23 protein-coding genes and 1 pseudogene are annotated in these 26,824 nt (G+C 63.7%); 18 read left to right on the forward strand and 6 right to left on the reverse strand.

Features of this window, described 5'->3' with window-relative positions; genetic code table 11:
* Nucleotides 1-195: 195 nt before the first annotated feature.
* Genes ACHAC9_RS09835 through bchE form a run of 3 tightly spaced genes read left to right on the forward strand, consistent with a single transcriptional unit; the run spans nt 196 to nt 3,493 of the window.
* Complete coding sequence (locus tag ACHAC9_RS09835) at nt 196-1,434, forward strand: putative Na+/H+ antiporter (RefSeq protein ID WP_435759594.1); 1,239 nt, start codon at nt 196-198, stop codon at nt 1,432-1,434.
* A gap of 11 nt (nt 1,435-1,445) precedes the next feature.
* Nucleotides 1,446-1,868 (forward strand): type VII toxin-antitoxin system HepT family RNase toxin, encoded by a 423-nt coding sequence (hepT, locus tag ACHAC9_RS09840; protein WP_435759596.1) that lies wholly within the window; start codon nt 1,446-1,448, stop codon nt 1,866-1,868.
* A gap of 29 nt (nt 1,869-1,897) precedes the next feature.
* The gene (gene bchE / locus ACHAC9_RS09845) at nt 1,898-3,493 is read left to right on the forward strand and encodes a magnesium-protoporphyrin IX monomethyl ester anaerobic oxidative cyclase (protein ID WP_435759598.1); all 1,596 of its coding nucleotides are present in this window, start codon (nt 1,898-1,900) and stop codon (nt 3,491-3,493) included.
* 70 nt (nt 3,494-3,563) lie between these two features.
* Here bchE and ACHAC9_RS09850 read toward each other — a convergent pair whose 3' ends face one another.
* Both ACHAC9_RS09850 and ACHAC9_RS09855 read right to left on the reverse strand, forming a co-directional pair.
* Nucleotides 3,564-4,235, reverse strand: a complete 672-nt coding sequence (locus ACHAC9_RS09850) for a glutathione S-transferase family protein (protein WP_435759601.1) — start codon at nt 4,233-4,235, stop codon at nt 3,564-3,566.
* Between the two features lie 358 nt (nt 4,236-4,593).
* Nucleotides 4,594-4,785: a hypothetical protein gene (locus ACHAC9_RS09855; protein ID WP_435759603.1), complete on the reverse strand. Its 192-nt coding sequence runs from the start codon at nt 4,783-4,785 to the stop codon at nt 4,594-4,596.
* Nucleotides 4,786-5,155: 370 nt separating this feature from the next.
* Here ACHAC9_RS09855 and ACHAC9_RS09860 point away from each other — a divergent pair, with 370 nt between their 5' ends.
* On the forward strand, nt 5,156-7,846 hold the full coding sequence (locus tag ACHAC9_RS09860) for a PAS domain S-box protein (RefSeq protein WP_435759605.1): 2,691 nt from the start codon (nt 5,156-5,158) through the stop codon (nt 7,844-7,846).
* Between the two features lies 1 nt (nt 7,847).
* Here ACHAC9_RS09860 and ACHAC9_RS09865 read toward each other — a convergent pair whose 3' ends face one another.
* The gene (locus tag ACHAC9_RS09865; RefSeq protein ID WP_435759607.1) at nt 7,848-8,090 is read right to left on the reverse strand and encodes a hypothetical protein; all 243 of its coding nucleotides are present in this window, start codon (nt 8,088-8,090) and stop codon (nt 7,848-7,850) included.
* A 39-nt stretch (nt 8,091-8,129) separates the two neighbouring features.
* On the opposite strand from ACHAC9_RS09865, the gene ACHAC9_RS09870 reads away from it, so the two are divergent.
* Both ACHAC9_RS09870 and ACHAC9_RS09875 read left to right on the forward strand, forming a co-directional pair.
* Nucleotides 8,130-9,161 carry a GGDEF domain-containing protein gene (locus tag ACHAC9_RS09870; RefSeq protein WP_435759609.1) on the forward strand — a complete coding sequence of 344 codons (1,032 nt, stop codon included), beginning with the start codon at nt 8,130-8,132 and terminating at the stop codon, nt 9,159-9,161.
* A 95-nt stretch (nt 9,162-9,256) separates the two neighbouring features.
* Nucleotides 9,257-9,769: a GNAT family N-acetyltransferase gene (locus ACHAC9_RS09875; protein ID WP_435759611.1), complete on the forward strand. Its 513-nt coding sequence runs from the start codon at nt 9,257-9,259 to the stop codon at nt 9,767-9,769.
* Between the two features lie 81 nt (nt 9,770-9,850).
* Here the strand turns inward: ACHAC9_RS09875 and ACHAC9_RS09880 are convergent, their stop codons facing one another.
* Complete coding sequence (locus ACHAC9_RS09880) at nt 9,851-10,735, reverse strand: RMD1 family protein (RefSeq protein WP_435759613.1); 885 nt, start codon at nt 10,733-10,735, stop codon at nt 9,851-9,853.
* Between the two features lie 132 nt (nt 10,736-10,867).
* Here ACHAC9_RS09880 and ACHAC9_RS09885 point away from each other — a divergent pair, with 132 nt between their 5' ends.
* Entirely contained in the window at nt 10,868-11,188 is a 321-nt protein-coding gene (locus tag ACHAC9_RS09885; RefSeq protein WP_435759615.1) for a Dabb family protein, read from the forward strand.
* Between the two features lie 73 nt (nt 11,189-11,261).
* On the opposite strand, the gene pepA is transcribed toward ACHAC9_RS09885, so the two are convergent.
* Nucleotides 11,262-12,119: a flocculation-associated PEP-CTERM protein PepA gene (pepA, locus tag ACHAC9_RS09890; protein ID WP_435759617.1), complete on the reverse strand. Its 858-nt coding sequence runs from the start codon at nt 12,117-12,119 to the stop codon at nt 11,262-11,264.
* A 334-nt stretch (nt 12,120-12,453) separates the two neighbouring features.
* On the opposite strand from pepA, the gene ACHAC9_RS09895 reads away from it, so the two are divergent.
* From ACHAC9_RS09895 to ACHAC9_RS09925, 7 genes and pseudogenes are all read left to right on the forward strand, one after another.
* A complete protein-coding gene (locus tag ACHAC9_RS09895) occupies nt 12,454-14,382 on the forward strand; it encodes an LTA synthase family protein (protein WP_435759619.1) in 1,929 nt (642 codons plus the stop codon).
* 23 nt (nt 14,383-14,405) lie between these two features.
* Complete coding sequence (locus ACHAC9_RS09900) at nt 14,406-15,116, forward strand: response regulator transcription factor (protein ID WP_435759621.1); 711 nt, start codon at nt 14,406-14,408, stop codon at nt 15,114-15,116.
* Between the two features lie 15 nt (nt 15,117-15,131).
* Nucleotides 15,132-16,370, forward strand: a complete 1,239-nt coding sequence (locus ACHAC9_RS09905) for a sensor histidine kinase (RefSeq protein ID WP_435759623.1) — start codon at nt 15,132-15,134, stop codon at nt 16,368-16,370.
* Between the two features lie 74 nt (nt 16,371-16,444).
* Nucleotides 16,445-18,100, forward strand: a complete 1,656-nt coding sequence (locus ACHAC9_RS09910) for a phosphoethanolamine transferase (RefSeq protein WP_435759625.1) — start codon at nt 16,445-16,447, stop codon at nt 18,098-18,100.
* Between the two features lie 31 nt (nt 18,101-18,131).
* A complete protein-coding gene (locus ACHAC9_RS09915) occupies nt 18,132-18,881 on the forward strand; it encodes a phosphatase PAP2 family protein (RefSeq protein WP_435759627.1) in 750 nt (249 codons plus the stop codon).
* A gap of 79 nt (nt 18,882-18,960) precedes the next feature.
* Nucleotides 18,961-19,292: pseudogene (locus ACHAC9_RS09920) on the forward strand (SRPBCC domain-containing protein).
* 26 nt (nt 19,293-19,318) lie between these two features.
* Entirely contained in the window at nt 19,319-19,798 is a 480-nt protein-coding gene (locus tag ACHAC9_RS09925) for a VOC family protein (RefSeq protein WP_435759629.1), read from the forward strand.
* A gap of 87 nt (nt 19,799-19,885) precedes the next feature.
* Here ACHAC9_RS09925 and ACHAC9_RS09930 read toward each other — a convergent pair whose 3' ends face one another.
* The gene (locus ACHAC9_RS09930) at nt 19,886-20,818 is read right to left on the reverse strand and encodes a LysR substrate-binding domain-containing protein (RefSeq protein WP_435759631.1); all 933 of its coding nucleotides are present in this window, start codon (nt 20,816-20,818) and stop codon (nt 19,886-19,888) included.
* Nucleotides 20,819-20,949: 131 nt separating this feature from the next.
* Between ACHAC9_RS09930 and ACHAC9_RS09935 the strand changes: the two genes are divergently transcribed.
* The 4 genes from ACHAC9_RS09935 (at nt 20,950) to ACHAC9_RS09950 (ending at nt 26,756) form a co-directional block, all read left to right on the forward strand.
* Nucleotides 20,950-21,354 (forward strand): RidA family protein, encoded by a 405-nt coding sequence (locus tag ACHAC9_RS09935; protein WP_435759633.1) that lies wholly within the window; start codon nt 20,950-20,952, stop codon nt 21,352-21,354.
* Between the two features lie 142 nt (nt 21,355-21,496).
* Entirely contained in the window at nt 21,497-22,090 is a 594-nt protein-coding gene (locus tag ACHAC9_RS09940) for a DUF2760 domain-containing protein (protein WP_435759635.1), read from the forward strand.
* Nucleotides 22,087-23,925 (forward strand): Hsp70 family protein, encoded by a 1,839-nt coding sequence (locus tag ACHAC9_RS09945; RefSeq protein ID WP_435759637.1) that lies wholly within the window; start codon nt 22,087-22,089, stop codon nt 23,923-23,925. Before ACHAC9_RS09940 ends, ACHAC9_RS09945 begins: the two co-directional genes overlap by 4 nt.
* A complete protein-coding gene (locus ACHAC9_RS09950; protein ID WP_435759639.1) occupies nt 23,922-26,756 on the forward strand; it encodes an Hsp70 family protein in 2,835 nt (944 codons plus the stop codon). Before ACHAC9_RS09945 ends, ACHAC9_RS09950 begins: the two co-directional genes overlap by 4 nt.
* Nucleotides 26,757-26,824: the final 68 nt, after the last annotated feature.

The following is a 26,824-nucleotide window of genomic DNA, read 5'->3' on the forward strand; positions in this document are numbered from 1 at the left end:
GTCGTTCAGCTTTTGGCAAGATGTGTATAGTTTGAAAACGCGCGATTTAACTTTATCCTTGTGTACGCGCAAAAACTGTCTTGAAGAGTAAGTGCGTCCGACCCAGCATCCGGCCTGCATCAAAAGATGAAATAATGGGCGTCCATTCATTATCCGCATGACAATGACCGCTTCCCTCTTCTCCGGACGCCGCCCATGACCACGATCCAGCTGGTCGGCGCCATCCTCTTCGCCTGCGCCCTCGTCCACACGTTCGCCGCCAAGGGCTTCGAGGTCCTGGCGGAGCGCCATCCGCGCCATGAAGGATTGTTCCACCTGCTCGGTGAAGTCGAGGTCGTGTTCGGCTTCTGGGCCTTCGTCCTGCTCGTGGCAATGGCGCTCATTGTCGGACCGGGCGCCGCCGTCGACTACGCCGAATCGCGCCAGTACACCGAACCCCTGTTCGTGTTCGTGGTCATGGTCATCGCCGCATCGCGCCCGGTGCTCGACGCGGTGCGTGCACTGCTGGGCACGGTTGCACGGCTGGTGCCGATCCGCACCGAAGTCGCGCTCGCCTGGCTGGGCCTGGGCCTGGTGCCCTTGACCGGCTCGCTGATCACGGAGCCGGCCGCGATGACGCTCGCTGCCATGATGCTCGCGCCCCAGGTGTTCCGGCCCGGGATTCCGGAACCGCTGAAATACGGCGCGCTCGGCGTGCTGTTCGTGAACGTCTCGATCGGCGGCACCTTGAGCTCCTATGCCGCGCCGCCGGTGCTGATGGTGGCGGGTACCTGGGGCTGGGACAGCGCCTACATGCTGACCCACTTCGGCTGGCGCGCCGCCGTGGCCGTGCTCATCAACGCCAGCGTCGTCATTTTTCTGCTGCGCAAGCACCTGGCGCCGGCCACCGCCGAGGCTGCCCTGCCGGTACCGCTCAAAGTCTCCGCGATCCACCTGGCCTTCCTGGCCGCGGTCGTGCTGCTGGCGCACCACCCGGTGCTGTTCCTCGGCCTGTTCCTGCTGTTCCTGGGCTTTACCCAGGCTTACCAGCGTCACCAGGATCCCTTGATCCTGAAGGAAGGCTTGTTGGTCGGATTTTTCCTGGCCGGACTCGTCGTGCTGGGCGGGATGCAGCAATGGTGGCTGCAGCCAATTATCTCCAGCTTGAGCCCGACCGCCCTGTTCTTCGGTGCGCTTGGCCTGACCGCAATCACCGACAATGCGGCACTGACCTATCTCGGTTCCTTGATCTCCGGGCTGTCCGAGCACGCCAAATACATGCTGGTGGCCGGCGCGGTCGCCGGTGGCGGCCTGACCGTGATCGCCAACGCCCCGAACCCGGCCGGCGCCGCCTTGCTGCGGCGCGGCTTCAACGACGAATCGATCGGCGCCCTGGGCCTGCTGGCAGGTGCCCTGGGGCCGACGATCGTTGCCGCAATCTTGTTTTTAATGTGAAGGAAGCGAATATGGACGACACCGTATTGATCGGCAAGACCGGCATCATCGAGCGCTGCTGCCGCCGCGCCCGCGAAGAGTATGAAAAGGATCCGACAACCTTTGTCGGCGACCTCACGCGCCAGGATGCAGCCACATTGAACGTGATCCGTGCCTGGGAAGCGGCGGTCGAAATGGGCGACTACGTGATCGCCATGGCCGACCTGGGCGAACCGTTCAATGAGCGCGAAGTCATCAGCATCCTGGCCGACAACGGCTGGATCGACGCCACCCTGGCCGAAGACCTGAAGCGCACCGGCGAATTCTGCCGCGCCGAATGGGACCACCAGGCCGCGCCGCTGCCGGCCCTGGTGACGATCATCAAGCGCGGACTCGACGATTTCGGGGCCTACAGCCAGGCCCTGCTGTCCAGGGCGGCGACGCTGCCGGACTGACCGCTCCAGAAAAGGCTGATTAAACCCACATGCAAAGTCCCGGCAAGAAGATCCTGCTCGTCAATCCTCCACATACCGCAATCGGCAGCCGCATTCCACGCGAACAGCTGCCGCCCCTGGGTTTGCTCAGCATTGGCGGTCCTTTGATCGATGCCGGTTTCAGCGTCGAACTGCTCGATGCCGAATTCGGCCCCATGCCGTTCGACGCCATCATCCAGCAGGCCCTGGCGACAAGGCCGGACCTAGTCATGCTGGGCCATTCCGGGTCCACCTCGGCCCACGACACCATCATGCGCATTGCCGCAGCCTTGAAAGCCGCCAGGACCGACCTGCCGATCGTGTATGGCGGCGTGTATCCGACCTACCACTGGGAAGACGTGCTGCGCGACCATCCTCAGGTCGATTACATCGTGCGCGGCGAAGGCGAACGCACGGCGACTCGGCTGGTGGAGGCATGGTCGCGTGGAGGCGACCTCACGGCCGTGGACGGCATCGCGCTGCGCGTGAATGGCATCGCGCTTGGCACAGCACCGGCTGAAATGATTCGGCACCTCGACGACTATCGCGTCGGCTGGGAATTGATCGACCACAGCCGCTATTCGTATTGGGGCGGCATGCGCGCGGTCGTCGTGCAGTTTTCGCGTGGCTGCCCGTACCTGTGCAGTTATTGCGGCCAACGCGGTTTCTGGACCCAATGGCGCCATCGCGACCCGGTGAAATTTGCAAAAGAACTGGCGCGCCTGCACCGCGAACATGGCGTGGAGCTGATCAATTTTGCCGACGAGCTGCCCACGGGATCGCGCAAGGCATGGAAAGCCTTCCTGGAAGCGCTGATTGCCGAAGACGTGAACCTCACCCTGGTCGGTTCGACCCGCACCGGCGATATCGTGCGCGATGCCGATATTTTGCATCTGTATAAACAGGCCGGCGTCGTGCGCTTTTTACTGGGAATCGAGAGCTATGACGAGGCCCTGCTCAGGACGATCAAGAAAGGCGGCAGCACGGGCGAGGATCAACAGGCCATCCAATTGATGCGCCAGCACGGCATCATTTCGATGGCGACCTATGTGGTTGGTTTCGAAGAAGAGACCGACGCCGATTACTGGCGCTCGCTCAAGCATTTGCTGCGCTACGACCCGGACCAGATCCAGATGCTGTATGTAACACCGCACCGCTGGACCCCGTATTTTGAAACGGTACACGAGCGTAAAGTCATCGAACCAAATTCGGCGAAATGGGACTATAAACACCAGGTGCTGGCTACGGCGCGCGTGCCGCCGTGGCGTATTCTGCTGTGGGTAAAATCGATCGAAGTCATCATGCAGATGCGGCCCAGGGCGATCATGCGGGTCGTCTTCGGCAAGGACCGGCACGTGCGGCATGGCATGCGCTGGTATACCCGGATGGGGCGCCGGGTCTGGCTGCACGAAATCGTCGAATTTATCTTCAGCAAACGCACGACAGACAGCGCGCTCACCCTGCGCAGTTTCTGGGGCGCTTCGCTCGCAGAACATGAAGAATCGATGGTGAAACGCAAGCGGCCAGTCGTGCCGATCAAGGCCGTCAAGGACTGCCAGCCGTCCGATCCTGCCTCTCCAACAGCCCCATGCTCGCCAGTGCCGTAATTGCAATCGCGCATGGCTATCTGCTGGGCCGACCGGTGCCGATTGCCGCCTTGCGCGCACTGGAATACGTCTAGCCGACAGGCCGCATGGCCGGCGCCGGCACTGTCGATATCCCTTGCGCCAGTGCCGCACGCTGCTCGGAGGCCAGCGCACGCTGGTAACCGTCGCGCAGCCGCAAACGCTCCCAATAGCGCGCCACTTCCGGCGTGAACCTTTCGTGCAAGCCCAGGTGCTGCGCCAACAACAGCGCGTAGCCGACCGAGACGTCGGCGGCGGTGAAACGGTCTGCTGCCAGGAATGCATGCTGCCCGAGGCGAGGCTCCAGGGTGCGCAGCCGCGCCAGGAACCACTTGGCATAATCCTCCGCCACCTGCGGCGAACGGCGCTCCCCGGATTCGAAGTGGGTGTAGCGCAGGACCAGCGTCTGCGGAAACGTCAGCGTCGCTTCGCCAAAGTGAAGGAAATTCAAGTAGGCCGGATAGTCCTGTTCGTGCACTCCCACGTCCATGGGTGATCCGGCGCGCGCGGCGAGATACTGGCAGATCGCCGCCGACTCGGTCATCTGGATGTCACCGTCGAACAGTGCCGGAACCGTGCCGAGCAGATTGATCGCCAAATACTGTTTATCGAACGCGCGCGGCGGGAATGGCAGCATCTTCAATTCGTAGGGCGTGCCCAGTTCTTCCAACATCCATACAGGGCGGAACGAGCGCGCGCTCATGCAATGGTAGAGGGTGATCATCAGGGCATTCTTCCTTTCGGGTCAGGTGCGCAGGCAATATCCGGCACTTGCGCTATAAATAGCACCTGATCATAACAAGGACACGGAGCCCATATGCACCAGAACCTGAGCTATGTTCACGGCGCCCACGACGTTCCCCTCATCGGCGAAACGATCTGGCAGGCTGAGTATGCGTGACAAAACCTGGCTTGCCATGTGGCAATGGGCCTCGTACACTGCGCTTTCATGAAGTTTTACCGGCCGGGGTCACGGCCGGGGTCAGGTCTGACATCCGGACACAAGCTCTGCTTTAGTTCTTGATTCTTGTCGAGATCGTGTCTGAATGTCAGACCTGACCCCAGCTCTCGGACGAGAGGGTTCAGCCGAACCTGGCGGCAGGCGCCAGACGCTTGCCAATGACCTTCACGACCGCCATTTTTTCGCTGCCGACCGAAACCATGGCGTCGGCGCGGACCTGGGCTTTGTAGCTCTCGGCGCTGGCGTAGGTGCTCACGCCGACGGCGAGGGCGGCGATCAGGAACAGCGATTCCATGTGTTTGAGGACGTTCATTTCAGGCTCCCTTTGGTGGTTTGGTTTGCCCTGGCGCTCCTGCGTTCGGGCTTTCGATGGGAGGACTTTAGCAATGGCCTTCAACGCAATCCAACGGACTGCGACGAACTGCACGAAAGGCGTGATGAAACGTGCAAAGCGCGGATGCAAGGCGTTTGCGTGTTGCGGCACGGATGAGCTAAGGGCGTTCCGGAACGGAGGAACGTGCAATCCGGGCTGATTTTTCCGTATGGAAAAGTTGTCGCCGGAGGGATGTGCTAACCTGCATGCCAGGGATGCGCCATGCATCCTGTTCTTGTACTGCGCGGCTCCGCCGTCCCTTCTTTGAGCCGAGGCTGGCGCTCAGTCTTTAACTGCCTCAAGTTCCCTCATGCAAAAACGTACCACCAGGTCGATCGACTGGCTGTCGCTCGCCGGTTTGACGGTGTCAACTGCTGCCCTTGTTCCCTTCGGCCTGATTGCCGCACTCGGTTCGCCCGGAGCGCGGATCCTGGCAGGGGGCGCCGTGATGTTCGCCATCGTGGCAGCGCTGTTTGCCTTCAAGTTGAAGCGGCACGCCGACAGTTCACGTGCTCTCGACAGCGCGTTGCCCTTGCTGAAGGCGGGCGCCTTGCAGAATGCGATCTTCAACAGCGCCAATTTTTCGAGCATCGCTACTGACGCCCAGGGTGTCATCCAGATTTTCAATGTCGGCGCCGAACGCATGCTCGGCTATTCGGCCGCGGACGTGGTCGACCGGATCACGCCGGCCGATATCTCCGATCCCCAGGAAGTCATCGCGCGCGCGCGGACGCTGACGGCAGAACTCGATACGCCGATTTCGCCGGGCTTCGAGGCGCTGGTGTTCAAGGCATCGCGCGGCATCGAGGACATCTATGAACTGACCTATATCCGCAAGGATGGCAGCCGCTTCCCGGCAGTCGTATCGGTCACGGCCCTGCGCGATGCGGCGGGAACCATCATCGGCTACTTGCTGATCGGGACCGACAACACGGCGCGCAAGCAAGCCGAGGACGCATTGGTGCGCGCCGGCGCCCTTCAAATGGCGATCTTCAACAGCGCAAATTTTTCAAGCATCGCCACCGATGCCCAGGGTGTGATCCAGATCTTCAATGTCGGCGCGGAGCGCATGCTTGGCTACGCCGCCGCCGACGTCGTCAACAAGATCACCCCCGCCGATATCTCCGATCCTGACGAAGTGATCGAGCGGGCCGGGTCGCTCAGCCTGGAATTCGATGCCGCGATCTCGCCCGGTTTCGAGGCCCTGGTGTTCAAGGCGTCACGCGAGATCGAGGATATCTACGAACTGACCTACATCCGCAAGGATGGCAGTCGTTTTCCGGCGATCGTTTCTGTCACCGCGCTGCGCGACGTGCAGGATGGGATTATCGGCTATCTGTTGATCGGCACCGATAATACCGCCCGCAAGCAGGTCGAGGAAGAGCAGGAGCTGCTCGACCAGAGCCTGCGCGATCAGCAGTTCTACACCCGCTCGCTGATCGAATCGAATATCGATGCCCTGATGACGACGGACCCGCGCGGCATCATCAGCGATGTCAATCATCAAATGGAATCGCTGACCGGCTGCACCCGCGATGAACTGATCGGCGCACCGTTCAAAAACTACTTTACCGACCCGAAACGCGCCGAAGCAGGCATCAAACGCGTGCTGCGCGAAGGTAAGGTCACCAACTACGAACTGACCGTGCTGGCACGCGATGGCAAGGAAACCGTCGTGTCGTATAACGCCACGACTTTTTATGATCGGGGCCGCAACCTGAAGGGCGTGTTCGCGGCGGCGCGCGACGTCACCGACCGCAAGCAATTCGAGCATAAGCTTCAGGAAAATAACATCGAACTGGAAAGCGCCAAGGGCGCGGCGGAAAAAGCCAACCTGGCCAAGTCCGACTTTTTGTCGAGCATGAGCCACGAATTGCGCACGCCACTGAACGGCGTGCTCGGCTTTGCCCAGTTGATGGAATCGGCAACGCCTCCGCCCTCGCCTTCCCAGCAACGTTCGATCCAGCAGATCCTCAAGGGCGGCTGGTACCTGCTGCGACTGATCAACGAGATCCTCGACCTGGCGATGATCGAGTCGGGCAAGGTCACGGTGTCGGCCGAGCCGATGTGCATGGCCGAGGTGCTGCTCGACTGTGGCGTGCTGATCGGCCCGCAAGCCGCAAGCCGTTCGGTCGAACTCAGGCTGCCCGATTTCGACCAGCCATGTTATATCCATGCCGATCTCACGCGGGTGAAGCAGGTGATGATCAACCTGTTGTCGAATGCGATCAAGTACAACCGCCCGGGAGGGTCGGTGACGGTGCGCTGCGAGCGCCACGGCGACCAGCGCGTGCGCCTGTACGTCAAGGATACGGGCATCGGCCTGTCTGAAGAACAGATCGCTCAGCTTTTCCAGCCATTCAACCGCCTGGGACAGGAACAAAGCACCGAGGAAGGCACCGGTATCGGGCTGGTGGTCACCAAACAGCTGGTCGAACTGATGGCTGGCCAGATAGGCGTGGAGAGTGCGCTTGGCGTGGGCACCGAATTCTGGGTGGAGTTCCCCGCCTCGCAACGCCCGCAACTCGCTGGTATCGACGACATGCCTGCCGTCAGCCGGGTGAAGCCTGGCCCCGGGTCCGCGCACGTGCAGCGCACTGTCTTGTATGTGGAAGACAACCCGGCCAACCTCGCCCTGGTCGAGGAACTGATTGCGCGCCGTGGAGACCTCAAGCTGCTGAGCGCCATTGATGCACACCTCGGCATTGTTCTGGCACGCGCCTGCCAGCCCGACCTCATTTTGATGGACATTAACTTGCCGGGATTGAGCGGACATGGCGCATTGAAGATATTGCAGAAAGACCCCGCCACCGCCCACATCCCCATCATCGCGCTGTCCGCCAATGCGGTGCCGCGCGACATCGAACGCGGAATCGAGGCGGGTTTCTTCCGCTACCTGACCAAGCCGATCCAGATTGTCGAATTCATGGATGCACTCGACGTCGCCTTGCATTTCGCCGAAGAGCAAGGTTTAGGAGAGAATCTCGAGCCTGCCCATTGATTTACTCCTGAATCGACCGGCAGGTCATTAATTTCAAAATGGCAATTCCAATAAGCTCTTGAGTTAAAATGGCAACTGACGCGCGGCGCGGCCGCTTGATCGAGTTCAACTGCCAGGAGTTGTCGTGTCCATCCACTACCTGTCCACGCACTGCCTGAGCATCGACCGCCAACGCGCCGAGTTTGCGGATCGGGAATCCGAAGACCGCTTCATCCGTCATTTTTTGCCGGAACGTAATGCTCAACTAAAAACAAGCCTGCTGTTTTCAGCCGTTTTTTACGTCGTGTTCGGCCTCACCGATATCGCGACGCTCGGTTCCACCGTCACCGCCTGGGCCCTGGTTGCCCTGCGCGTAGCCGTCGCGCTGGTTGCACTGGGCGCCTGCGCCGCCATTTCCCGTTATCCGGATTCGGTGCCGGTGTCCATTCGGGCCACCTGCTGCGTACTGGTGGTCGGACTCGGCGCCTTCCCGGTGCTGTGCTGGTACCAGCCCGACGCCATGGCGTGGAACCTGATGTCCTTTGCGCTGATCCTGATGGCGGTGTATGTCATCTTCCCGAACCGTTTCATCTATGCGGCGGCAATCGGCGTCGGCGCCAGCATGGGATTCGGGATCATGCTGTTGATCCAAGGTTCCCTGCGCACGGACGATCTCGTCGCGCTCGTCTTGATGCTTATTCTCGGCAATGCCCTCGGCACGATCGCGGCGCGCCGTTTCCACCTTGCCCAGCGCGAGCAATTTCGCTCCACCATCCTGCTGCAAGAGGTGGCCGACCGGGATCCCTTGACCGGCTGCCACAATCGCCGGGTATTGCAAGGAGGGCTGCTCGACGCCGAGCTGGCGCGCGCGCACCGCTACGGCAGCGCCCTGTCGGTGATCCTGTGCGATATCGACCACTTCAAACGCATCAACGACACCCACGGCCACGCGGTTGGCGACCAGGTACTGGTCGAATTCGCCGGCTTGCTCCGGTCGATGGCGCGCGCGGCGGTCGACAGCGTCATCCGCTATGGCGGCGAGGAATTCCTGATTGTGCTGCCCCAGACGGAACTGGCTGGGGCGCATGCACTGGCCGACAGGATCCGCGAGGCCTTTGCCAACGCGTCCACCTCGGCAGGCGGCGGCAGCTTCGTCTCCGCAACCGCCAGCTTTGGCGTCGCTTCCGTGCCTGCACAGCATCCCCATCCACCGGCAACGTTCGAAGCGCTGATCAGCGCCGCCGATGAACAACTCTATGCAGTCAAGCGCGACGGGCGCAATGGGGTGCGCGGCGCGATTGTGACGGCAACCGGGCAGCTGCGCTCGTGTGCCTGATCCAGGAACGAGCTGGCCGTGAGCGTCTGCAATCAGGGCCGGAAGCTGTTATTGGACGATCTCAATCGACACGCTCCGCAAGGCTGCATCGCAACATGTCCTCCATGAATATTTTTATGCTCCAGAAAATTCCGTCTTACCGCCGTGCGACCGTTGAAGACCTTTCGTCGATCTGCGACCTTGGGCAAGTCGTTAACCGATTGCACCATGAGGCATGGCCCCAAGTCTTTGCATCGATGCCCGGCCAGGCTGAAGAGGAGGCACATTGGTTGAAAAGCCTCCAAGGCGACGCTGCAGCGACGTTTCTGGCTTACGACGACCATGAAGCCATCGTTGGTTTTGTCACGGTGCAGATCCTCGAGGAGAATCATTGTTTGCTTGAGCCATTATGCTTCGCACGGGTTGGCACTCTATGCGTGGTAAACCGAATGCGTGGACAAGGCATCGGCCGAACACTGATGGAGCATGCGGAGCAATGGGCAATCGCATGCGGCGCAAAAGACATTCGGCTTGAAGTCTGGAAATTCAATGCATCAGCTATCCGCCTGTACGAAGAGCTGGGTTATGAAATTCGGTCATTAGCGATGAGCAAGCCTACGTCAGCCTGATGCACGGCTTTGTAGTGATGACGACATCGACGTGAGGCAGCCGGGCACCAAGGCCCGGAGCGTCTCTGGCGATACCCGTCCTCAATGCCCGAAGTGCCCGTACAAGCCCAGGCACAGCTCGACAAAAATCAGCAGGAAAATCGCCGTCTCCAGCCGGTGCGAGCTGTGGTAGCGCATGGTTTCGACCAGCGTTTCCGAGGTATGCGACAAGGTGGTGAGCTTGCGGTCGAGGGCGGCGGCACGGTCGTGCAATTCATAGTCGCCCTCCAGCCTGGCGTACAGGCCCGACAAGCCCGGGTTGTCCCAGAGCAGGTCGGGACGATCGAGCACGCCGGCGCGGCCGTTCAGCCGGTTTTCCGCCAGCAGCATGTTGCCGACCGCCTTCAGGAGTTCAGCCGGCTTTGCCGAGAAGCGTCCATCCTCGGCCAGGTCGCGCGCCAGCGGCTCGCTGCGGTCGAAGTCGCGCGAGGCGCGCCGTTCCTGGAACGACAGCATGGTCGCCTTCGCCATGACCTCGGCAATCAGTTGCAGGCGCAGGCGGTCGGCGTTCTTGATCTTGATGTACTGGCCCGAGGGGCCTTCCTCGTCGTCCGGGCCAACGTGGATCATGGCCACTTCTTCGGCGCCGATATCGCCCGGGCCGGACGAATGGGCGGCGAGCGTATTGAGCAGGCGCGTCTTTTCGTCGCTCGATGCGTTGAACAGGACCACTGCGCCGTAGCGGAACAGCGCGGCGATACCGCCCCCGCCCAGTTTCACCATGTAGGGCGACTTCGCGATGATCTCGAAGCCGGACAAGGAACGCAGGTCCATGCGCTCGGCCACCATGATGGCGCTCGCGGTAAACTGGGGCTGGGAGATGACCGGGCGTTGGTAGGGCAGTTTTTCGGTTTTTAAATGCAGGCCCGCACGCGTGCGCGGACGCGGATTCCAGCGAATCTGTTTTCTGTCGACGTGGCTGTCCATAAGATTTTCTTGTGCTCGATTGTGGGCGACATGATAGCGGAATGCGGCGCTATCGAGGGCACGAAAAGAGCGTGTGCGCGGGCCGGGACGAGGGCCGTGTAAGATCGCTTATCCCCTTTTCGTCAGCCCGCCATGACTGCCAATTCGCCCGCTTCCCTGCGCCACGTCGTCCTGTTTGCATTCAAGGACGACGCCACTTCCGAACAGATCGATACCGTCGTGCGCGATTTCGCCGCCCTCGCGCGCGTCGTGCCAGGCATCCTGTCCTATGAATGCGGCACCAACGTCAGCCCGGAAGGCCTGAACGACGGTTTCACCCACTGCTTTACGCTCAGCTTCGCGCGCAACGAAGACCGCGACGTCTACCTGGACCATTCGGCGCACACGGCCTTCGTCGGCACATTGAAAGACTGCCTGGCGCGTTCGCTGGTGGTGGACTACTGGGCCAAATAGCAGGAAGCCGGGGCCAAAGAAAAAGAGCGGGCAAGCCGCTCTTTTCTTTGCCAGGCAACCGGGCCTGAAACGATCAAGCCTTCATGGCGCGCTTGCGGCTGACAATGCCCGCGCCCAGCATGGCGATGCCGAACAATGCCAGCGAACCTGGCTCTGGAACTTCGCCAAGCTTGAACTGGCCGTTGCCGCCGATGAAGAAGTACTGACCTGGCGCGTTTGCGTAGGTGCCGGTAGGGCAGCCGGGGCCGGTGAACCCAGCGTACTGGCAAGCGATTTCCTGCACCTGCAGGGCGGTTGGATCCAGGAGCGGGTTCGCGTTGGTAAAGGCGAAGCCCAGGATCGATTCGAGCGACAGGTCTTGACCGTTCTCGCGGAAGAAGTAACCAGCGTCCAGCGCGCCTGCTTCGGCGCGTGCAAACACGGTAACCTGGCCGTTGCCGGTTGGCGAACCGCTCGCATCGACCAGGCCGCCGCCGCCTGGTATCACATCGAACACGGAGATCTGGTTGCCCAGGTTGGCGCCATAGAAGCCCGCGGCGCTGGCGTACTGGCCGTTGGCCGGATTCTGGTACATGCGGATGGTGCCGCTGCTGAAGGTGAAGCTGCCGTTGAAGGTACCGGTGCCCGTCGCTTCGAAGGTGGCGGTGATGTTACCGCCTGGGTAGTTCACTGGGAACAGCTGGCCTCTGCTGTCAGCCTGGACGATGTTGAACACCGCGTGCTCGGTGAACGAGAAGCTGTTGGGTCCGGTTGGGGTGAGCTGGATGAAGGCATTCCCGTTCACGTCCAGGTATTCATTGATTTGCTGAGAGCCCGCGAAGCCGGTGCCGTTTGGACTGAATTGCCAGTCGTTGATAACCGACTGAGCGTGGACAGTACCCATCGACATGGCAATGGCGGCAGCACAGGCGAGTTTTTTCAAAAGTTTCATGACCCAAATCCTCTCGTTACGTGGTTGATCAGCGAAGGGACGACACGCCACTACAAGCAACCAACGTACCAGCGTATTGACATCCTTAATAATCAATCACTTGCAAAATATTACTAACTCTACAGTTAAAAAAATGTAAAGAATTCCGACAGGCGGGCGCACTGGAGTACGCGATTTAACGCTTTCTTAACAGGCAACTAACGTCACGGGAATGCGTCTCCGTTTAGCATCGGGTCCCGCAATTCAAGTCTCTCAAACGGTACATATGGTCGCCAGCAGCCCAGCTTTCAGCATCAAACCGCAATCATGTGCGGCCCGCTTCGCACGCGTCACCATGTGGGCCGGGCCCTATGCCGGCATCCTGCAGATGCTGCTCATCGGGCTCGTGCTCCTGTCCATGTCGCGTATTGCCCTGGTCGCCTGGCAGTGGGACAGGGTGCAGGCGACCGGCCTGTCCGCTTCGATTTTCTTTCAGGGCATCCGTGCCGACCTGATTCTGCTGGGCTATTTCGCGGCCATTCCCCTACTGCTGGCGCCCTTCATCGCGCACCGGATCTCCAGCCGATTCTGGAAAACCGCCATCGTGTACTGGGGGACGTTTGCCCTGGTCTTCATCCTGTTCATGGAACTGGCGTCGCCGCAGTTCATCATGCAGTACGACATTCGTCCGAACCGGCTGTTCATCGAGTATCTGGCTTACCCGCGCGAGGTGTTCGCCACCTTGTGGAACGGCTTTCGTGCAGCCGTCATTGCCGGTATCGGTTTCACCTGCCTCCTCGGTGCGGCGATCTTCCAGCTGCTGCGGCGCGCTGCGGCCGATACGGTCATGTGGCCCGCGCGCAAGCTGCTGCTGGTCTGGCCCCTGGTGTGCCTGGCCGTGTTCGTGCAGATCCGCTCGACCACGGGACATCGCCCGGCCAATCCAGCCATGTTCGCCCTCACGGGTGACGCCATGGTCAATTCCTTGATCATCAACTCAGGATGGTCGGTCCTGACCGCGCTGGGCTCGATGCGCAATGAGGCGGTCTCATCCGAGATCTACGGCACACTCCCGCGCGCCCAGGTGCTGGCGCAAGTGAGAGCGGCACCCTGGCTGCAGGGCGCACGCTTCGACACCCCGGAGCTCCCCACGCTGCACCGGCAGGAAGCCGCGATCACGCGCGCACGCCCCCTCAACCTGGTCATCGTCCTGCAGGAAAGCCTGGGAGCGACCTTCGTGGAATCGCTCGGCGGCTTGCCGGTCACGCCCGAGCTCGAGAAGCTCAAGCACGAAGGATGGTGGTTCGAGCAGCTGTATGCCACCGGTACGCGCTCGGTGCGGGGCATCGAGGCGGTGGTCGCGGGATATGCGCCCACGCCGGCACGCAGCGTCGTCAAGCTGTCGCTGGCCCAGCAGAATTTCTACACGCTGGCGGCAGGTCTTGGGCGGCAGGGCTATCACACCGAGTTCGTGTATGGCGGGGAAGCCCATTTCGACAACATGCGCAGCTTCTTCACCGGAAACGGGTTCCAGAAGATCGTCGACCATACGGACATGCGGCCGGCCTTTACCGGAAGCTGGGGTGCGTCCGATGAAGACCTGTTCGACAAGTCCTTGGAACGCCTGGCGCACCTGCATGCCCGGAACAAGCCGTTCTTCAGCCTGATTTTTACCTCGTCCAACCACGAACCTTTCGAATTCCCGGACGGGAAAATCAAACTCCATGACCCGGCCAAGCAGACGGTCAATAACGCCGTCAAATACGCCGATTTCGCGCTCGGAAAATTCATCCGCGAAGCGAAGAAGCAGGCCTACTGGAAAGACACGGTGTTCCTGATCGTGGCCGACCACGACAACCGGGTGTATGGCAACAGCCTGGTGCCGATCAAGAAATTCCATATCCCGGGACTGATCCTGGGCGCGGATATCCAGCCCAAGCGCGTCACCGCCATCGCCAGCCAGATCGATCTCGCCCCGACCCTGCTGTCGCTGCTGGGGGTCTCGAGCGAGCATCCGATGATTGGCCGCGATTTTGCGCGCGACAGTACGACGCCGGGCCGCGCCCTGATGCAGTTCGAAAATTATTATGCGTGGCTCGAGGGTTCATCGGCCACGATCCTGCGCCCCGGGAAGCCACCTCTGGCGGCACGCTACGCTGCCGCCAGCGGCGAACTCGATACGAATGCGGGCATTCCGAACCAGGAGCAGGTTGCCAGGGCGATGGCCCATGTGATGCTCCCTTCCCTGCTCTACCGCGAGCAACGCTACCGGCTGCCGCGTTAAGCGCATAGGTTTAGAATATGCACATGCGCATCCTCATCGTCGAAGACCACCCGGACATCCTGGCCAACCTCTACGGTTTCCTGGAACCGAAGGGCCACCAGCTCGATTCTGCCCGTAACGGCTATGGCGGACTCGCGCTGGCGTCCGAACATGATTACGATGTGATTGTCCTCGACATCATGCTGCCCGGCCTGAATGGCCTGGAGCTGTGCCGGAAATTGCGCACGGAACTCGGCAAGACCACGCCGGTGCTGATGCTGACCGCGCGTGACAGCTTGCCCGACAAGGTGTCCGGTTTCGACAGTGGCGCCGACGACTACCTGGTCAAGCCTTTCTCGCTGGTCGAGCTGGAAGCGCGCCTCAAGGCGCTGGTACGGCGCTCGGGCGCCGGGCACGCAGTCAACGCCACGATGCGCTTCGGCGAGCTCGCTTTTGATCCCGATACGCAGGAAGCATCGCGTGGCGGGGTGCCTGTCTCGCTCACCAGGACGGGCTACACGCTGCTGCGCTGCCTGCTGGCGGCCGCGCCGCGCATCGTCTCGCGCGAGACGCTCGAGCAGGCAGTCTGGGGCGACGACCGCCCGGACAGCGACGCACTGCGCACCCATATCCACGCCCTGCGCCAGGCGATCGACAAGCCTTTTCCGGTACCGATGCTGCAGACGGTCGCCGGCGTCGGCTTCAAGCTGGTTCAGCCTGACGCGCAGCGCGACCTGCCACGCGATGTCGTGTAGCGATGGCGCGCCCTGATGCGCAGCGCTGATTCCCTGAAACGGCGCATTCTGGTCGCGTTCCTGCTCTTTGGCATTGGGGCGTCGGTCTTCTTTGCTGCCGTCGCTGCAATCGCGGTCGAAGGCATCGAGGTGGAACTGGTCGACAAGCGCCTGGAGGCTGCCGTTGCCTGGGCCGCGCCGCGCCAGGCGGCGGGCCTCGACGTGAACATGCCTGCCGGCTTGCGCTTCCACCGCAACGAGACCATTCCCGCTCCCTTGCAGGGAATGGCCGAAGGCGTGCACAAGGTCGATGTGGGCGACACCCGCCTGCATGTGCTCGCCGGGCACGATGCGCGCGGGCGGTGGGTCATGGTCGACCACGAGAGCGACTACGACAAGATCGAACTGGTCGTCTACTCGATGTTCGCCATCGTCTTCGCCGGCTTCCTGCTGCTGGCCGCCTTGCTCGGGCGCTTCCTGGGCACCCGCGTGGTCACGCCGATCCGCGCGCTGGCCCAGGCCGTCGGTAACGCCACGGCGCCCCCTGAACTCACCGCCCGCAAGGACGAGCTGGGCGTGCTGGCGCGCGCGCTCGAGGAGCACACGGGCGAGCTGCGCGCCTTCCTCGACCGCGAGCGCTACTTTACGGGCGACGTCAGCCACGAGCTGCGCACCCCGCTCAGCGTCATCATGGGCGCGGCCGAAATCCTGATGCACGAAGCTGCCTCCCCAAGCCTGCGCGCACCCGCCGAGAGGATCTATCGCGCCGCCCAGGAAGCAGCCGAATGCATCACCGTGCTGCTGCTGCTTGCCCGCTCGCCTGAACTCGGCAACTTGCCGCCTGTCGCGGTCGGCGCGATCGCGCGCGAGGAAGTCGACAAATACCGCCCGCTGCTCGACGGCAAACCGGTCGCCATCGCATTCCTTGATGGCCCCGCCCTGGCGGTGCGTGCGCCGCGCGAACTGTGCGCCGCGGCGATCGGCAACCTGGTGCGCAATGCCTGCCAGTACACCGAGCAGGGTGAAGTGCGGGTCTCGCTCCTGCACGGCCGGGTCGTGGTCGAGGATACCGGTCCCGGCCTGCCGGCCGCCGTCATTGCCACGCTCGGGAGCAGCACCGGCGGCCCCTCCAGCGGATCCTCCGGGACCGGGCTTGGCCTCGCGCTCGCACGCCGCATCTGCGATTTCCTCGATGCCGGTTTCGCGTACGAAGCGCGCGCGAGCGGGGGCAGCCGCTTCACGATTACCTTCAACCACGCGTTCACCCCGCCTTAACGTCGCGCTGACGGGGTGCTCACACCCCGGCCGCTATCGTTCCCGCATGGTGCAGCCACCCCTGGCTGCCCGCGTTGAAGTGGAACGAAGTGCACACCATCCTGTCCCGGCGCATCGGCGTCAACACCCTTGTATTTCTTGTGGCGCTGGCGCTGGCCAGCGCCGGCAACCTGCGTTTCTGGTCCGTGTTCGTGCAGGCCGCCGGCGGCCTGTCGGTCGCACGCTTGCCGCTGTTGGCGGGCAGCTTCGCGATCGTGGCGCTGTTCTTTCACGCGCTCCTCACGCTCGCGAGCTTTCGCCGGACGGTCAAGCCGGCGCTGATCGCGGCCGTGCTGACGGCGTCCGCCGCATCCTGGTTCATTACCGAATATGGCATCGTCATTGACCGGACACTCATCCAGAGCGTTTTTGAAACCGATATCCACGAAGCGGCCGAGCTGCTGAACTGGCGCCTGGTCCTGTTCGTCGCGCTCAGCGGCGGCCTGCCCTCCCTGCTGATCGCCCGGATGGAGATCCGCTTCCCGGCGGGGGCGCGCGGTCTCGCGCACCGCGCCGGCATCGTTGCCGCCTCGCTCACGCTCGCCGCCCTGCTGCTGCTTATGCTGTTCAAGAGCCTGGCGCCAACGGTGCGCGAACACCGCGAGCTGCGTTACCTGCTGACGCCGACCAACGTGATACAGGCCACGAGCAGCTATGCGCGCACCAGCTGGAGCACGCCTGTGGCGATCGCGGCGCTGGGGCGCGACGCCGTCAGGGGCAGCCGCTGGACCGGCCAGAGGCGCCGCACGGTGAGCGTGATCGTGGTCGGCGAGACGGCCCGCGCCGCGAACTTTTCGATGAATGGCTATGCGCGGGAGACGAACCCGCGGCTGGCGCGCGAAGCGGGCCTCATCAATTTCACCAAAGTGCAGTCGTGCGGCACCGCCACGGCGGTGTCGGTGCCCTGTGTTTTCTCGGTACTCGGCCGCACCCGTTACGACGACGCCAAGGCCAGAACACAGGAAGGCCTGCTCGACGTGCTCTCGCATGCCGGCTTCGAGGTCGTCTGGCGCGACAATAATTCAGGTTGCAAAGGTGTGTGCGACAGGGTGACATTTACGGATCTGTCGGCCCCAGCGAGCGGCAACACCCATTGCAGGGACGAAGAATGCTACGACGAAGGCCTGCTCGACGGCCTGCCGGAACTGATCCGGCGTTCCAGCAAGGACCTGGTGATTGTGCTGCACCAGAAAGGCAGCCATGGGCCGGCTTACGCGAAGCGCTACCCGGCCGGCTTCGGGCGCTTCGGCCCCGTCTGCGACACCGGAAACCTGGAGCATTGCTCGCGCGAGGCGATCGTGGCGGCCTACGACAACACGATCCTTTACACCGATTATTTCCTTGCACAGACGATCGACATGCTGCGCGAGATGGCGCGCGACGACGGCATCGACACCACGATGCTGTACTTCTCGGACCACGGCGAGTCGCTCGGCGAGGGCAACATGTACCTGCACGGCGCGCCGTATTTCTTTGCGCCCGACGAGCAGACCCATGTACCGATGATGCTGTGGATGTCGGACGGATTCGCCGATCGTTTCCGCATCGACCCCGCATGCCTGCAGGCGCGTCGCGATCAGGTGCTGTCGCATGACAACGTGTTTCACTCGGTGCTCGGAATGCTCGATATCGACACCGCCGTCCTGAACCCGAAACTCGATCTGTTCCATGCTTGCGTGCGCAATGGCTGATATCCGTGAATCGCCTGTTTGCGCCCCGGTCATGCTGACAACCAGGACAGCGCTCCTGGGCGCCGCCCTGCTGTGTCTTGCGGCCTTGTCGATCTTTGCCGTGGCCCGCTTGACCGACATCGACCTGTACCTGGCCGACGCCTTGTACGACCGCGCCGCCGGCGCCTTTCCCTGGCGCGACGCATGGTTGACCGATACATTCAGCCACCGCATCCTGAAAGCGGCGCTGACCGTACTCGCGGCAGCGTGCATCGCCACCGCCATTGGCGACGCCATCTGGCCACAAGTATTGGGGGGCCGTTTACTTTCCAGGCTGCGCTTGCGCGTGATCGCATGGTCCGCGGCGCTGGTCCCGCTCGTGATCAGTCTGCTCAAACAGAACAGCGACGCCCACTGTCCGTGGGACCTGGCGCGCTACGGCGGCTCCCAGCCCTATGTCAGGCTGTTCGACACGCTGCCACCTGATGTTCTGCCCGGCCATTGTCTGCCGGCCGGCCATGCATCGAGCGCGCTCTGGCTGATCTCATTGGCGGTCTTGTGGCTGCCCGGACAGGAGCGCAAGGCGAGCCGCGCCGCCGCCGCCGCGCTGGCGCTCGGCCTGGCGGTTGGCTGGATGCAGCAGATGCGCGGCGCTCACTTCCTGACGCACACTTTGTGGTCGGTCTGCATTGCATGCGGTATCGTCCTGACGCTGGTGATGCTGCTGCAGCCTTCGCACAAGCGCGCTGTGGCGACGGTTCGCATGACGAACGTGGTGAGCGAAAAAAAATCTGCACCATGATGTCGAATACCCGACACTGTATTCGTCGTACTCGTACTACCAGAGGGACGTCCTCTGCCTTGATACAAGGAAACCGATCATGTCCACGAATACCGTCGAGCTGCACCGCGTGCTCAAGTCCACCTCGGAGCGCGTGTACCGCGCCTTTACGACGCCAGGCGCTTTTGCAAAATGGCTGCCGCCGCACGGCTTCTTCGGCACCGTGCACGCTATACCGCCGAGTTCGACGACCCGAACCTGCCGGGACGAATGCACACCACGGTAAGCTTGCGCGAGGTGTTCTGCGGCGTGGAAATCGAGGTGAAGCAGGAAGGCATTCCTGCGATGATTCCGGCCGAGGCCTGTTATCTCGGCTGGCAGGAGTCGCTCGTATTGCTGGCACAATTGGTCGAGGCCGAAATCAAGGACTGAACCATTTCAATAACAGGAGAAACAACATGGTCAGCAAAAACACGATTTGCCTCTGGTTCAACGGCACCGCACTCGACGCCGCGCAGTTCTACGCCGAAACGTTTCCGGACAGTGCAGTGAAAGCGGTCCATCGCGCACCAGGCGATTATCCTGCTGGCAAGGAGGGTGACGTCCTGACGGTCGAGTTCACGGTGCTCGGCCTCCCCTGCCTCGGCCTGAACGGCGGCCCGGCATTCACGCACACCGAGGCGTTCTCCTTCCAGGTGGCGACCGAGGACCAGGAGGAAACCGACCGTTTGTGGAATGCCATCGTCGGCAACGGCGGCCAGGAAAGCGCCTGCGGCTGGTGCAAGGATAAATGGGGCCTGTCCTGGCAGATCTCGCCGCGCGTTCTCACCGAAGCCGTCAGCGGTCCCGACCCCGTGGTCGCCAAGCGGGTTTTCGAAGCGATGATGACGATGAGGAAGATCGACATTGCCGCGATCGAGCAGGCGCGGCGCGGCTGAGGTGCAGTGACACCGGCCACTTGCCATTGAAACCCATGGGCCGGACATTGCCGCGGCAATGCTGGAGTTTCTGGGACGTCGTCTCGGCTAGCCTTGACCAGGCACGCGGGCCGGGAGCGGCGCATGCTGCGCCATCAGCTCGACAATCCAGTCGATGAAGACGCGCAGCTTCTTGCTCACATGCCGGTTCGGCGGATAGGCGATATACATCGGCATCGGGTCGATGCGCCAGTCGTCGAACAGCTGCACCAGCGCGCCTTTTTCAAGGTGCATCCTGGCCATGTAATCGGGCAGCCACAACACGCCCAGGCCAGCGATGCCGGCCGCAAGATAGGCGTTGCCGTCATCGATGGAGAGAATATGTTTGCCGTGCAGCTTCACGCTCTCCTCGCCACGGTGCATGGCATACGGAAAGCCGTTGCCGCCACGCGACCAGAGGAACCGGACCATGCGGTGATCCGAATCTACCAGCGCCCGGGGATGTTCCGGCACGCCGAGGCGCGCCAGATAGGACGGCGCGGCATATACGCCAAGCCGCAGCTCGCCCACGCGACGCGCCACCAGCGACTGATCGAGGATCTCTCCGCCGCGCACCACGCAATCGACATTCTCCCCCACCAGGTCCACCCTCCGGTCGCTGGCGCCCATGTCGAAGGCGATATCGGGATACCTGGCGTGAAACTGCGGCAATGCGGGCATCAGGATCAGCGTGGCGAAGGGGCTTGGCACATCGACGCGCAGCAGCCCGCGCGGCGCCGCCGATGCGCCCGGCAGGCTGGCTTCGACATCCTCGAGCTCGGCCAGTACCCGCAGGATGCGCTCGTAGTAGAGCGCGCCGTCGGCAGTGACATTGACCTTGCGCGTGGTGCGGTTGAGCAGCTTGATGCGCAAGTGCGCCTCGAGTTGCTGCACCAGATGGGTGACGGTGGTGCGGCTCATGTGCAGTGTCCGGGCCGCCTTCGTGAAACTGCCTGCCTCGACCACACGAACGAAGGCCTTCATCGCGTCCAATCTGTCCATGCATCCTCCTCGGTACGATTGTTTGGATTATACAAACAGTCCTGATCGACCTTGCCTGTTTATCTTCATGACCTGAATCGCTAAAGTGCATTCGACCGCCTGCACATGCGGGCTTACTTGAGGAGATATCCATGACTGTTCGCGACGTAGTTTTTCCACCGGGGCGCCAGGCGCTGTATGAAAAGAACCGCTATTCGCCTGCGGTGCGTTCGGACGGCTTCCTGTTCGTATCGGGTCAGGTGGGCAGCCGCGAGGATGGCTCGCCCGAACCGGAATTGGGCGCACAGGTCCGGCGCGCATTCGACAATCTGAACGCCATCCTGTCAGCGGCGCACTGCAGTTTCGACGATGTGGTCGATGTGACGGTCTTCATGGTGGATCCGGAATCGCATTTCGAACGCATCTGGAGCGTCGTGCAGGAATACTGGGGCGAGGCGCCGCATCCGACCGTCACCGCCGTCGGTGTCACCTGGTTGTACGGTTTCCAGTTCGAGATCAAGGTCATTGCCCGGATTCCGGAATCGGGCATGGGGTAGCCGGCCCCTTGCAATTGGCGGACATCGGCAGCATCTTTGCTACTGATGCCCGCGTGCGCCACTTGTGGTCGAACTGGTATCATTCGCGTTTGTCCAGCCCCGACCTGGCCTGACAGCGCCCCTTACCCTACAGAACACAAGAATGAGCACACCGACCCAACTGCCCTCTTTCTGGAGCCGGCTCTCCCTGGCCTTCGGCACCTTTTTCAAGACCGTCGGCGATGCCGAATTCGCCGCGCGCGTGCGCGACGACCAGGTCGGCCCGGTAGCGGCGCCGCCCGCCCCCGTGCCGACGCCTGCTCCCGCTCCAGCTCCTGCCGCGGCACCGGCCCCGGTCCCGGTCCAGCTGCGCGAAACGACCCCGGAAGCCGCGCTGCAACTGCTGACCCTGCTCCAGCGCGAAGCGCGCCTGATCGACTTCGCCCACGAGAACCTGGCCGCCTATGCCGATGCCGACATCGGCGCGGCTGCGCGCGTCGTGCACGAGGGCTGCGCACGTGTGCTGAAGGACCACTTCACGATCGCTCCGGTGCGGGGTGAAGCCGAAGGATCGCGCGTCACGCTCGAAGAAGGTTTCGATGCATCGAGCGTACGCCTGACCGGCAATGTGGTCGGCAAGGCCCCATTCACGGGCACGCTGTCGCACCGCGGCTGGCGCGCCCTCGACGTGCGCCTGCCGCAGCTGGCGAAAGAACATGACGCCACCGTGCTCGCTCCGGCCGAGGTGGAACTGTGAGCGCGCGCTACGCCATCGGCATCGATCTCGGCACCACGCACAGCGCGCTGTCGTATGTCGACCTGGAAGCGAGCGAAGGCGAGAAGACCGCGCACGGCGTACTCGACGTGCCGCAACTGACCGCGCCCGGCACCGTCGAGGCGCTGCCGCTGCTGCCCTCTTTCCTCTACCTGCCGCATCCCGACGAACTGGCGCCGGGCGAGCTCACGCTGCCGTGGAATACCGATGGCGAAACAGCCGTCGCCGGCGAGATGGCGCGCTCGCGCGGCGCCACCACGCCGATCCGCCTCGTCTCTTCCGCCAAGAGCTGGCTGTGCCATCCGGGCGTGGACCGCCGCGCCGCCATCCTCCCATCGGACGCGCCGGAAGAAGTTACGCGCATCTCGCCGCTGGACGCGTCGACGCGCTACCTGGCGCACCTGCGCCGCGCCTGGGACAGCGCGCATCCGGATGCGCCCTTCGACCAGCAGCAAGTCACCGTCACGATTCCCGCCTCGTTCGACCCGGGCGCGCGCGAACTGACCGCGGAAGCGGCACGCAACGCGGGCTACACCTCCGCCACCCTGCTGGAAGAGCCGCAAGCGGCCCTGTACAGCTGGATCCAGGGCAGCGGCGGCGCCTGGCGCAAGCAAGTCAAGGCCGGCGACATCGTGCTGGTGGTGGATGTCGGCGGGGGCACCAGCGACTTTTCCTTGATCGCCATCCTCGAACGCGACGGCAAGCTCGAGCCGCACCGCGTGGCCGTGGGCGACCACATCCTGTTAGGGGGCGACAACATGGATCTCGCCCTGGCCCATCTGGTCGCACGCAAGCTGGCAAGCAACGGCACCCAGTTGGATGCCTGGCAGATGCGCGCCCTCACCTACGGCTGCCGCGGCGCCAAGGAACACCTGCTGGCCGACGCCAAGGCCACCACCTGGCCGATCGTCGTCCCGAGCCGTGGCTCGAAACTGATCGGCGGCTCGATTCGCACCGAACTCACGCGCGAGGAAGTGACAACCTTCATCCTTGATGGCTTCTTCCCGCGTGTGGAAGCCGCCGCCCGTCCCGCCACGCGCGCCCGCGCCGGCCTGACGCAACTCGGCCTGCCGTATGCGCAGGACGCGGCCGTCACCCGCCACCTGGCCGCTTTCCTGGCACGCCAGGCCGGCGCGACGGCGGAACTGGAAGGTTTCGACGGCCGCGTGAGCGCCGAGCACGCGTTCCTGCATCCGAGCGCGGTGCTGTTCAACGGGGGCGTCTTCAAATCCGGGATCCTGGCCCAGCGCGTGATGGACACCATCAACGACTGGCTCTACATGGAAGGCGCGCAAGGCGCGCGCATGCTCGAAGGGGCGGACCTCGACCTGGCGGTCGCCCGCGGCGCGGCCTATTACAGCTATGCGCGCCGAGGCGGCGGCGTGCGCATCCGCGGCGGCACGGCCCGTTCGTATTACGTCGGCGTCGAGTCGTCGATGCCGGCCATTCCCGGCATGGAGCCGCCGATCCAGGCCCTGTGCGTGGCGCCCTTCGGCATGGAAGAAGGCAACGAACTCGAACTGCCGGGCCAGGAGTTTGGCCTTGTCGTGGGCGAACCTGTTCACTTCCGCTTCTTCGGTTCGACCACGCGCCGTCAGGATGCCATCGGCGAGGTGCTCGACTTCTGGGGGCCGGACGAGCTGCAGGAGCAGAACGAAATCCAGGCAACGCTGCCGGCCGATGGCCGCACCCCGGGCGATGTGGTGCAAGTCACATTGCACGCGCTGGCGACCGAAGCGGGTACCCTCGAACTGGCGGCGGTCGCACGTGACGGCCAGCGCTGGAAAGTCGAATTCGACGTTCGTACCACGCCGTGACCTCCTGGCTGGTCAGCATCGACCTCGGCACCACGAACACGGTGCTGGCCTACGCGGCCCCGGGCGCCGCGGATGTAGAACTGTTTTCGATCGACCAGCTGGTGGCGCCCGGCGAAGTGGCCGGGGCACCGCTGCTGCCCTCGAACCGTTACCACCCGGCTGAGGAAGAGTTCAAGCCGGGCCAGTTGCAGCTGCCGTGGCAGTTGCCTGACGTCGCCGGCGTCGAACGTGTCGCCGTCGGGCGCCTGGCGCGCAGCCTTGGCGGGGCGACGCCGGGCCGGCTGGTGGCCAGCGCCAAGAGCTGGCTCTCGCACCCGGGCGTCGACCGCATGGCCGCTATCCTGCCCTGGGGCGCCGAGCCTGACGTGCCGAAGGTGTCGCCAGTGGCCGCCAGCGCCAGCTACCTGTCCCACCTGCGCGCCAACTGGAACATCCGCTATCCGGCGCATCCGCTCGAACAGCAGCAGGTCGTGCTCACCGTGCCGGCCTCGTTCGACGAAGGCGCGCGTGCGCTGACCCTGGAGGCGGCAAGGATGGCGGGCCTGCCCCACCTGCGCCTGCTGGAAGAACCGCAAGCTGCCCTCTACGACTGGCTGTACCGCCACCGCGCCACGCTGGCCGAGGATCTCACTGACACGCGCCTCGTGCTGGTGGCCGACGTCGGCGGCGGCACCACCGATTTCAGTCTGGTAAAAGTCGAACTCGTCGATGGCGAGCCGCAGCTGACCCGTATCGGCGTCGGCAACCACCTGATCCTCGGCGGCGACAACATGGACCTGGCGCTCGCTCACCTGGTCGAGGCGCGCATGGCCGAACAGGATGGTCTTGAAGCACCGCGCGCGCGCCTGTCGGCAGCGCGCCTGGCCCAGCTGACGCAGCGCTGCCGCGCGGCCAAGGAACAGCTGCTGGCGACGGACGCGCCAGGCGGGGTGGCGGTCACGCTGCTGGGCGCCGGCTCGCGCCTGATCGGCGCCAGCCGCAAGGCCGACCTGCGCCGCGAGGACATCGAACGCGTGGTGCTGGACGGCTTCTTCCCGCTCAACGATGCCCAGGAACCGGCGCGCCGTGCCCGCGCCGGCATCGTCGAATTCGGCCTGCCGTATGCGAGTGATCCTGCCGTCACACGCCACCTGGCCAGCTTCCTGCGCCAGCACGCGGCGGCGGCGCGCGAAGCGCTCGGTCTTGCGGACGACGACCAGACCCTGCCGGTGCCGGATACCCTGCTGCTCAACGGCGGCGTGTTCCGCGGCGCCGCGCTGGCGCAGCGCCTGGCCGACACGCTGGCGCGCTGGCGCGGGCAGCCGCTGCGCATCCTGCACAACCTTGACCCGGATGTCGCCGTGGCGCGCGGCGGCGTGGCCTATTTGCTGGCGCGCCAGGGCCAGGCGCCGGCCATCGAAAGCGGTGCCGCGCGCAGCTACTACCTGCTGCTCGAAGGCGAACGCGCGACTGCCGGCCTGCGCGCCGTCTGCCTGCTCCCGCGCGGCACGCCGGCCGCCACGGAAGTGCGCCTGCTCGACCGCAGCTTCGCGCTGCGCCTCGGGCGTCCGGTGCGCTTCCACCTCGTTTCGACCGTGGCCGACGCCGGCCAGGTACCGCAGCCGGGCGCGCTCGCCGACTTGGAACCGCTCGACGTCGTACGCCTGCCGCCGATTGCCACCGTGCTGCGCGCCGCACCGGGCGCCGCGCCGCGCAGCGAGATCGCGGTGCAGCTGGTAGCCTCGCTGAGCGAAGTCGGTTCGCTGGAAGTGCATTGCGTGGCCGAAGACGGCAGCGGGCGCTGGCAGCTGGCCTTCCAGCTGCGCGAAGCGGACAGTGAAAACGAAGCAGTCGAGACCGACATCCTGCCGCCGCAGATCGACGCCGCGTTCGAGAAGATCGAACGCGTCTTCGGCACCCGTTCCAAAGCGGTCGACACAAAGGAAGTGCGCCAGCTGCGCGCCAGCCTCGAGCACCTGTTGGGAAGGCGCGAAGGATGGGCCACGCCGCTCTTGCGGCGCCTGTTCGATGCCCTGATGGAGCGCTCGAAAGGCCGCCGCAGGTCAAGCGAGCACGAACGCGCCTGGCTGAATCTGGCGGGCTTTTGCCTGCGCCCCGGCTTCGGCCACCCGCTCGACGGCTGGCGCATCGAACAGCTGTGGGGCATGTTCGAGCTTGGGGTGCAGTACCACAAGGACACGCAGGTGCGCGCCGAATGGTGGACGCTGTGGCGGCGCGTGGCCGGAGGCCTCGACACCGAAGCGCAGCTGCGCCTGCTCGACGACTTCGCCTTCAATTTGCAGGCGGACGCCTCCGAGCGCGGCAGGCGGCCCATCACCCTGGTCGACGCCAGCGAGGAGGACATGCTGCGCCTGGGCGCTTCGCTGGAACGCATTCCATCGGCCTACAAGGCGGAGATCGGGAACTGGATGATGGAGAGAATCATCGCCATTCCGTCGGGTAGCGTCAAGCTGGACGCGAAAACGGCGGCGGCCTACGCGCGCTACCTGTGGGCGCTGGGGCGCGTCGGCGCGCGCCAGTCCTTCCACGCCAGCGCGCATGAAGTGGCGCCAAGCGAAGTGGCGCAGGAGTGGCTGGGCAAGCTCCTGCTGCTGGACTGGAAGAAGATCGAGCCGGCGGGCTTTGCCGCGACTCACATCGCGCGCATGACGGGCGACCGCTCGCGCGACATCGGCGCGCCGGTACGCGCCGAGGTGCTGCGGCGCCTGGCCTCGATTGGCGCACCGACTGCCTGGACGGCGATGGTGCGCGAAGTGGTGGAGCTGGACCAGGCGAGCGAGACGCGGATGCTGGGGGAGGCCTTGCCGCCGGGGTTGAAGCTGCTGCGTTAGGCGGGCTCGCGCCGCCAAGCGTATGCATGACCGATGGCACATGCGCCAATCCCCCTGCTTTCCTAGAA

The organism is Massilia sp. CMS3.1, from assembly GCF_051262535.1.
Classification (GTDB): domain Bacteria; phylum Pseudomonadota; class Gammaproteobacteria; order Burkholderiales; family Burkholderiaceae_D; genus Telluria.

Coding starts and splice junctions, on each gene's coding strand:
- ACHAC9_RS09835 (WP_435759594.1), top strand. CDS start 196: ATGACCACGATCCAGCTGGTCGGCGCCATCCTCTTCGCCTGCGCCCTC.
- hepT (WP_435759596.1), top strand. CDS start 1,446: ATGGACGACACCGTATTGATCGGCAAGACCGGCATCATCGAGCGCTGC.
- bchE (WP_435759598.1), top strand. CDS start 1,898: ATGCAAAGTCCCGGCAAGAAGATCCTGCTCGTCAATCCTCCACATACC.
- ACHAC9_RS09850 (WP_435759601.1), bottom strand. CDS start 4,235: ATGATCACCCTCTACCATTGCATGAGCGCGCGCTCGTTCCGCCCTGTA.
- ACHAC9_RS09855 (WP_435759603.1), bottom strand. CDS start 4,785: ATGAACGTCCTCAAACACATGGAATCGCTGTTCCTGATCGCCGCCCTC.
- ACHAC9_RS09860 (WP_435759605.1), top strand. CDS start 5,156: ATGCAAAAACGTACCACCAGGTCGATCGACTGGCTGTCGCTCGCCGGT.
- ACHAC9_RS09875 (WP_435759611.1), top strand. CDS start 9,257: ATGTCCTCCATGAATATTTTTATGCTCCAGAAAATTCCGTCTTACCGC.
- ACHAC9_RS09880 (WP_435759613.1), bottom strand. CDS start 10,735: ATGGACAGCCACGTCGACAGAAAACAGATTCGCTGGAATCCGCGTCCG.
- ACHAC9_RS09885 (WP_435759615.1), top strand. CDS start 10,868: ATGACTGCCAATTCGCCCGCTTCCCTGCGCCACGTCGTCCTGTTTGCA.
- pepA (WP_435759617.1), bottom strand. CDS start 12,119: ATGAAACTTTTGAAAAAACTCGCCTGTGCTGCCGCCATTGCCATGTCG.
- ACHAC9_RS09895 (WP_435759619.1), top strand. CDS start 12,454: ATGTGGGCCGGGCCCTATGCCGGCATCCTGCAGATGCTGCTCATCGGG.
- ACHAC9_RS09900 (WP_435759621.1), top strand. CDS start 14,406: ATGCGCATCCTCATCGTCGAAGACCACCCGGACATCCTGGCCAACCTC.
- ACHAC9_RS09905 (WP_435759623.1), top strand. CDS start 15,132: ATGCGCAGCGCTGATTCCCTGAAACGGCGCATTCTGGTCGCGTTCCTG.
- ACHAC9_RS09915 (WP_435759627.1), top strand. CDS start 18,132: ATGCTGACAACCAGGACAGCGCTCCTGGGCGCCGCCCTGCTGTGTCTT.
- ACHAC9_RS09925 (WP_435759629.1), top strand. CDS start 19,319: ATGGTCAGCAAAAACACGATTTGCCTCTGGTTCAACGGCACCGCACTC.
- ACHAC9_RS09930 (WP_435759631.1), bottom strand. CDS start 20,818: ATGGACAGATTGGACGCGATGAAGGCCTTCGTTCGTGTGGTCGAGGCA.
- ACHAC9_RS09935 (WP_435759633.1), top strand. CDS start 20,950: ATGACTGTTCGCGACGTAGTTTTTCCACCGGGGCGCCAGGCGCTGTAT.
- ACHAC9_RS09940 (WP_435759635.1), top strand. CDS start 21,497: ATGAGCACACCGACCCAACTGCCCTCTTTCTGGAGCCGGCTCTCCCTG.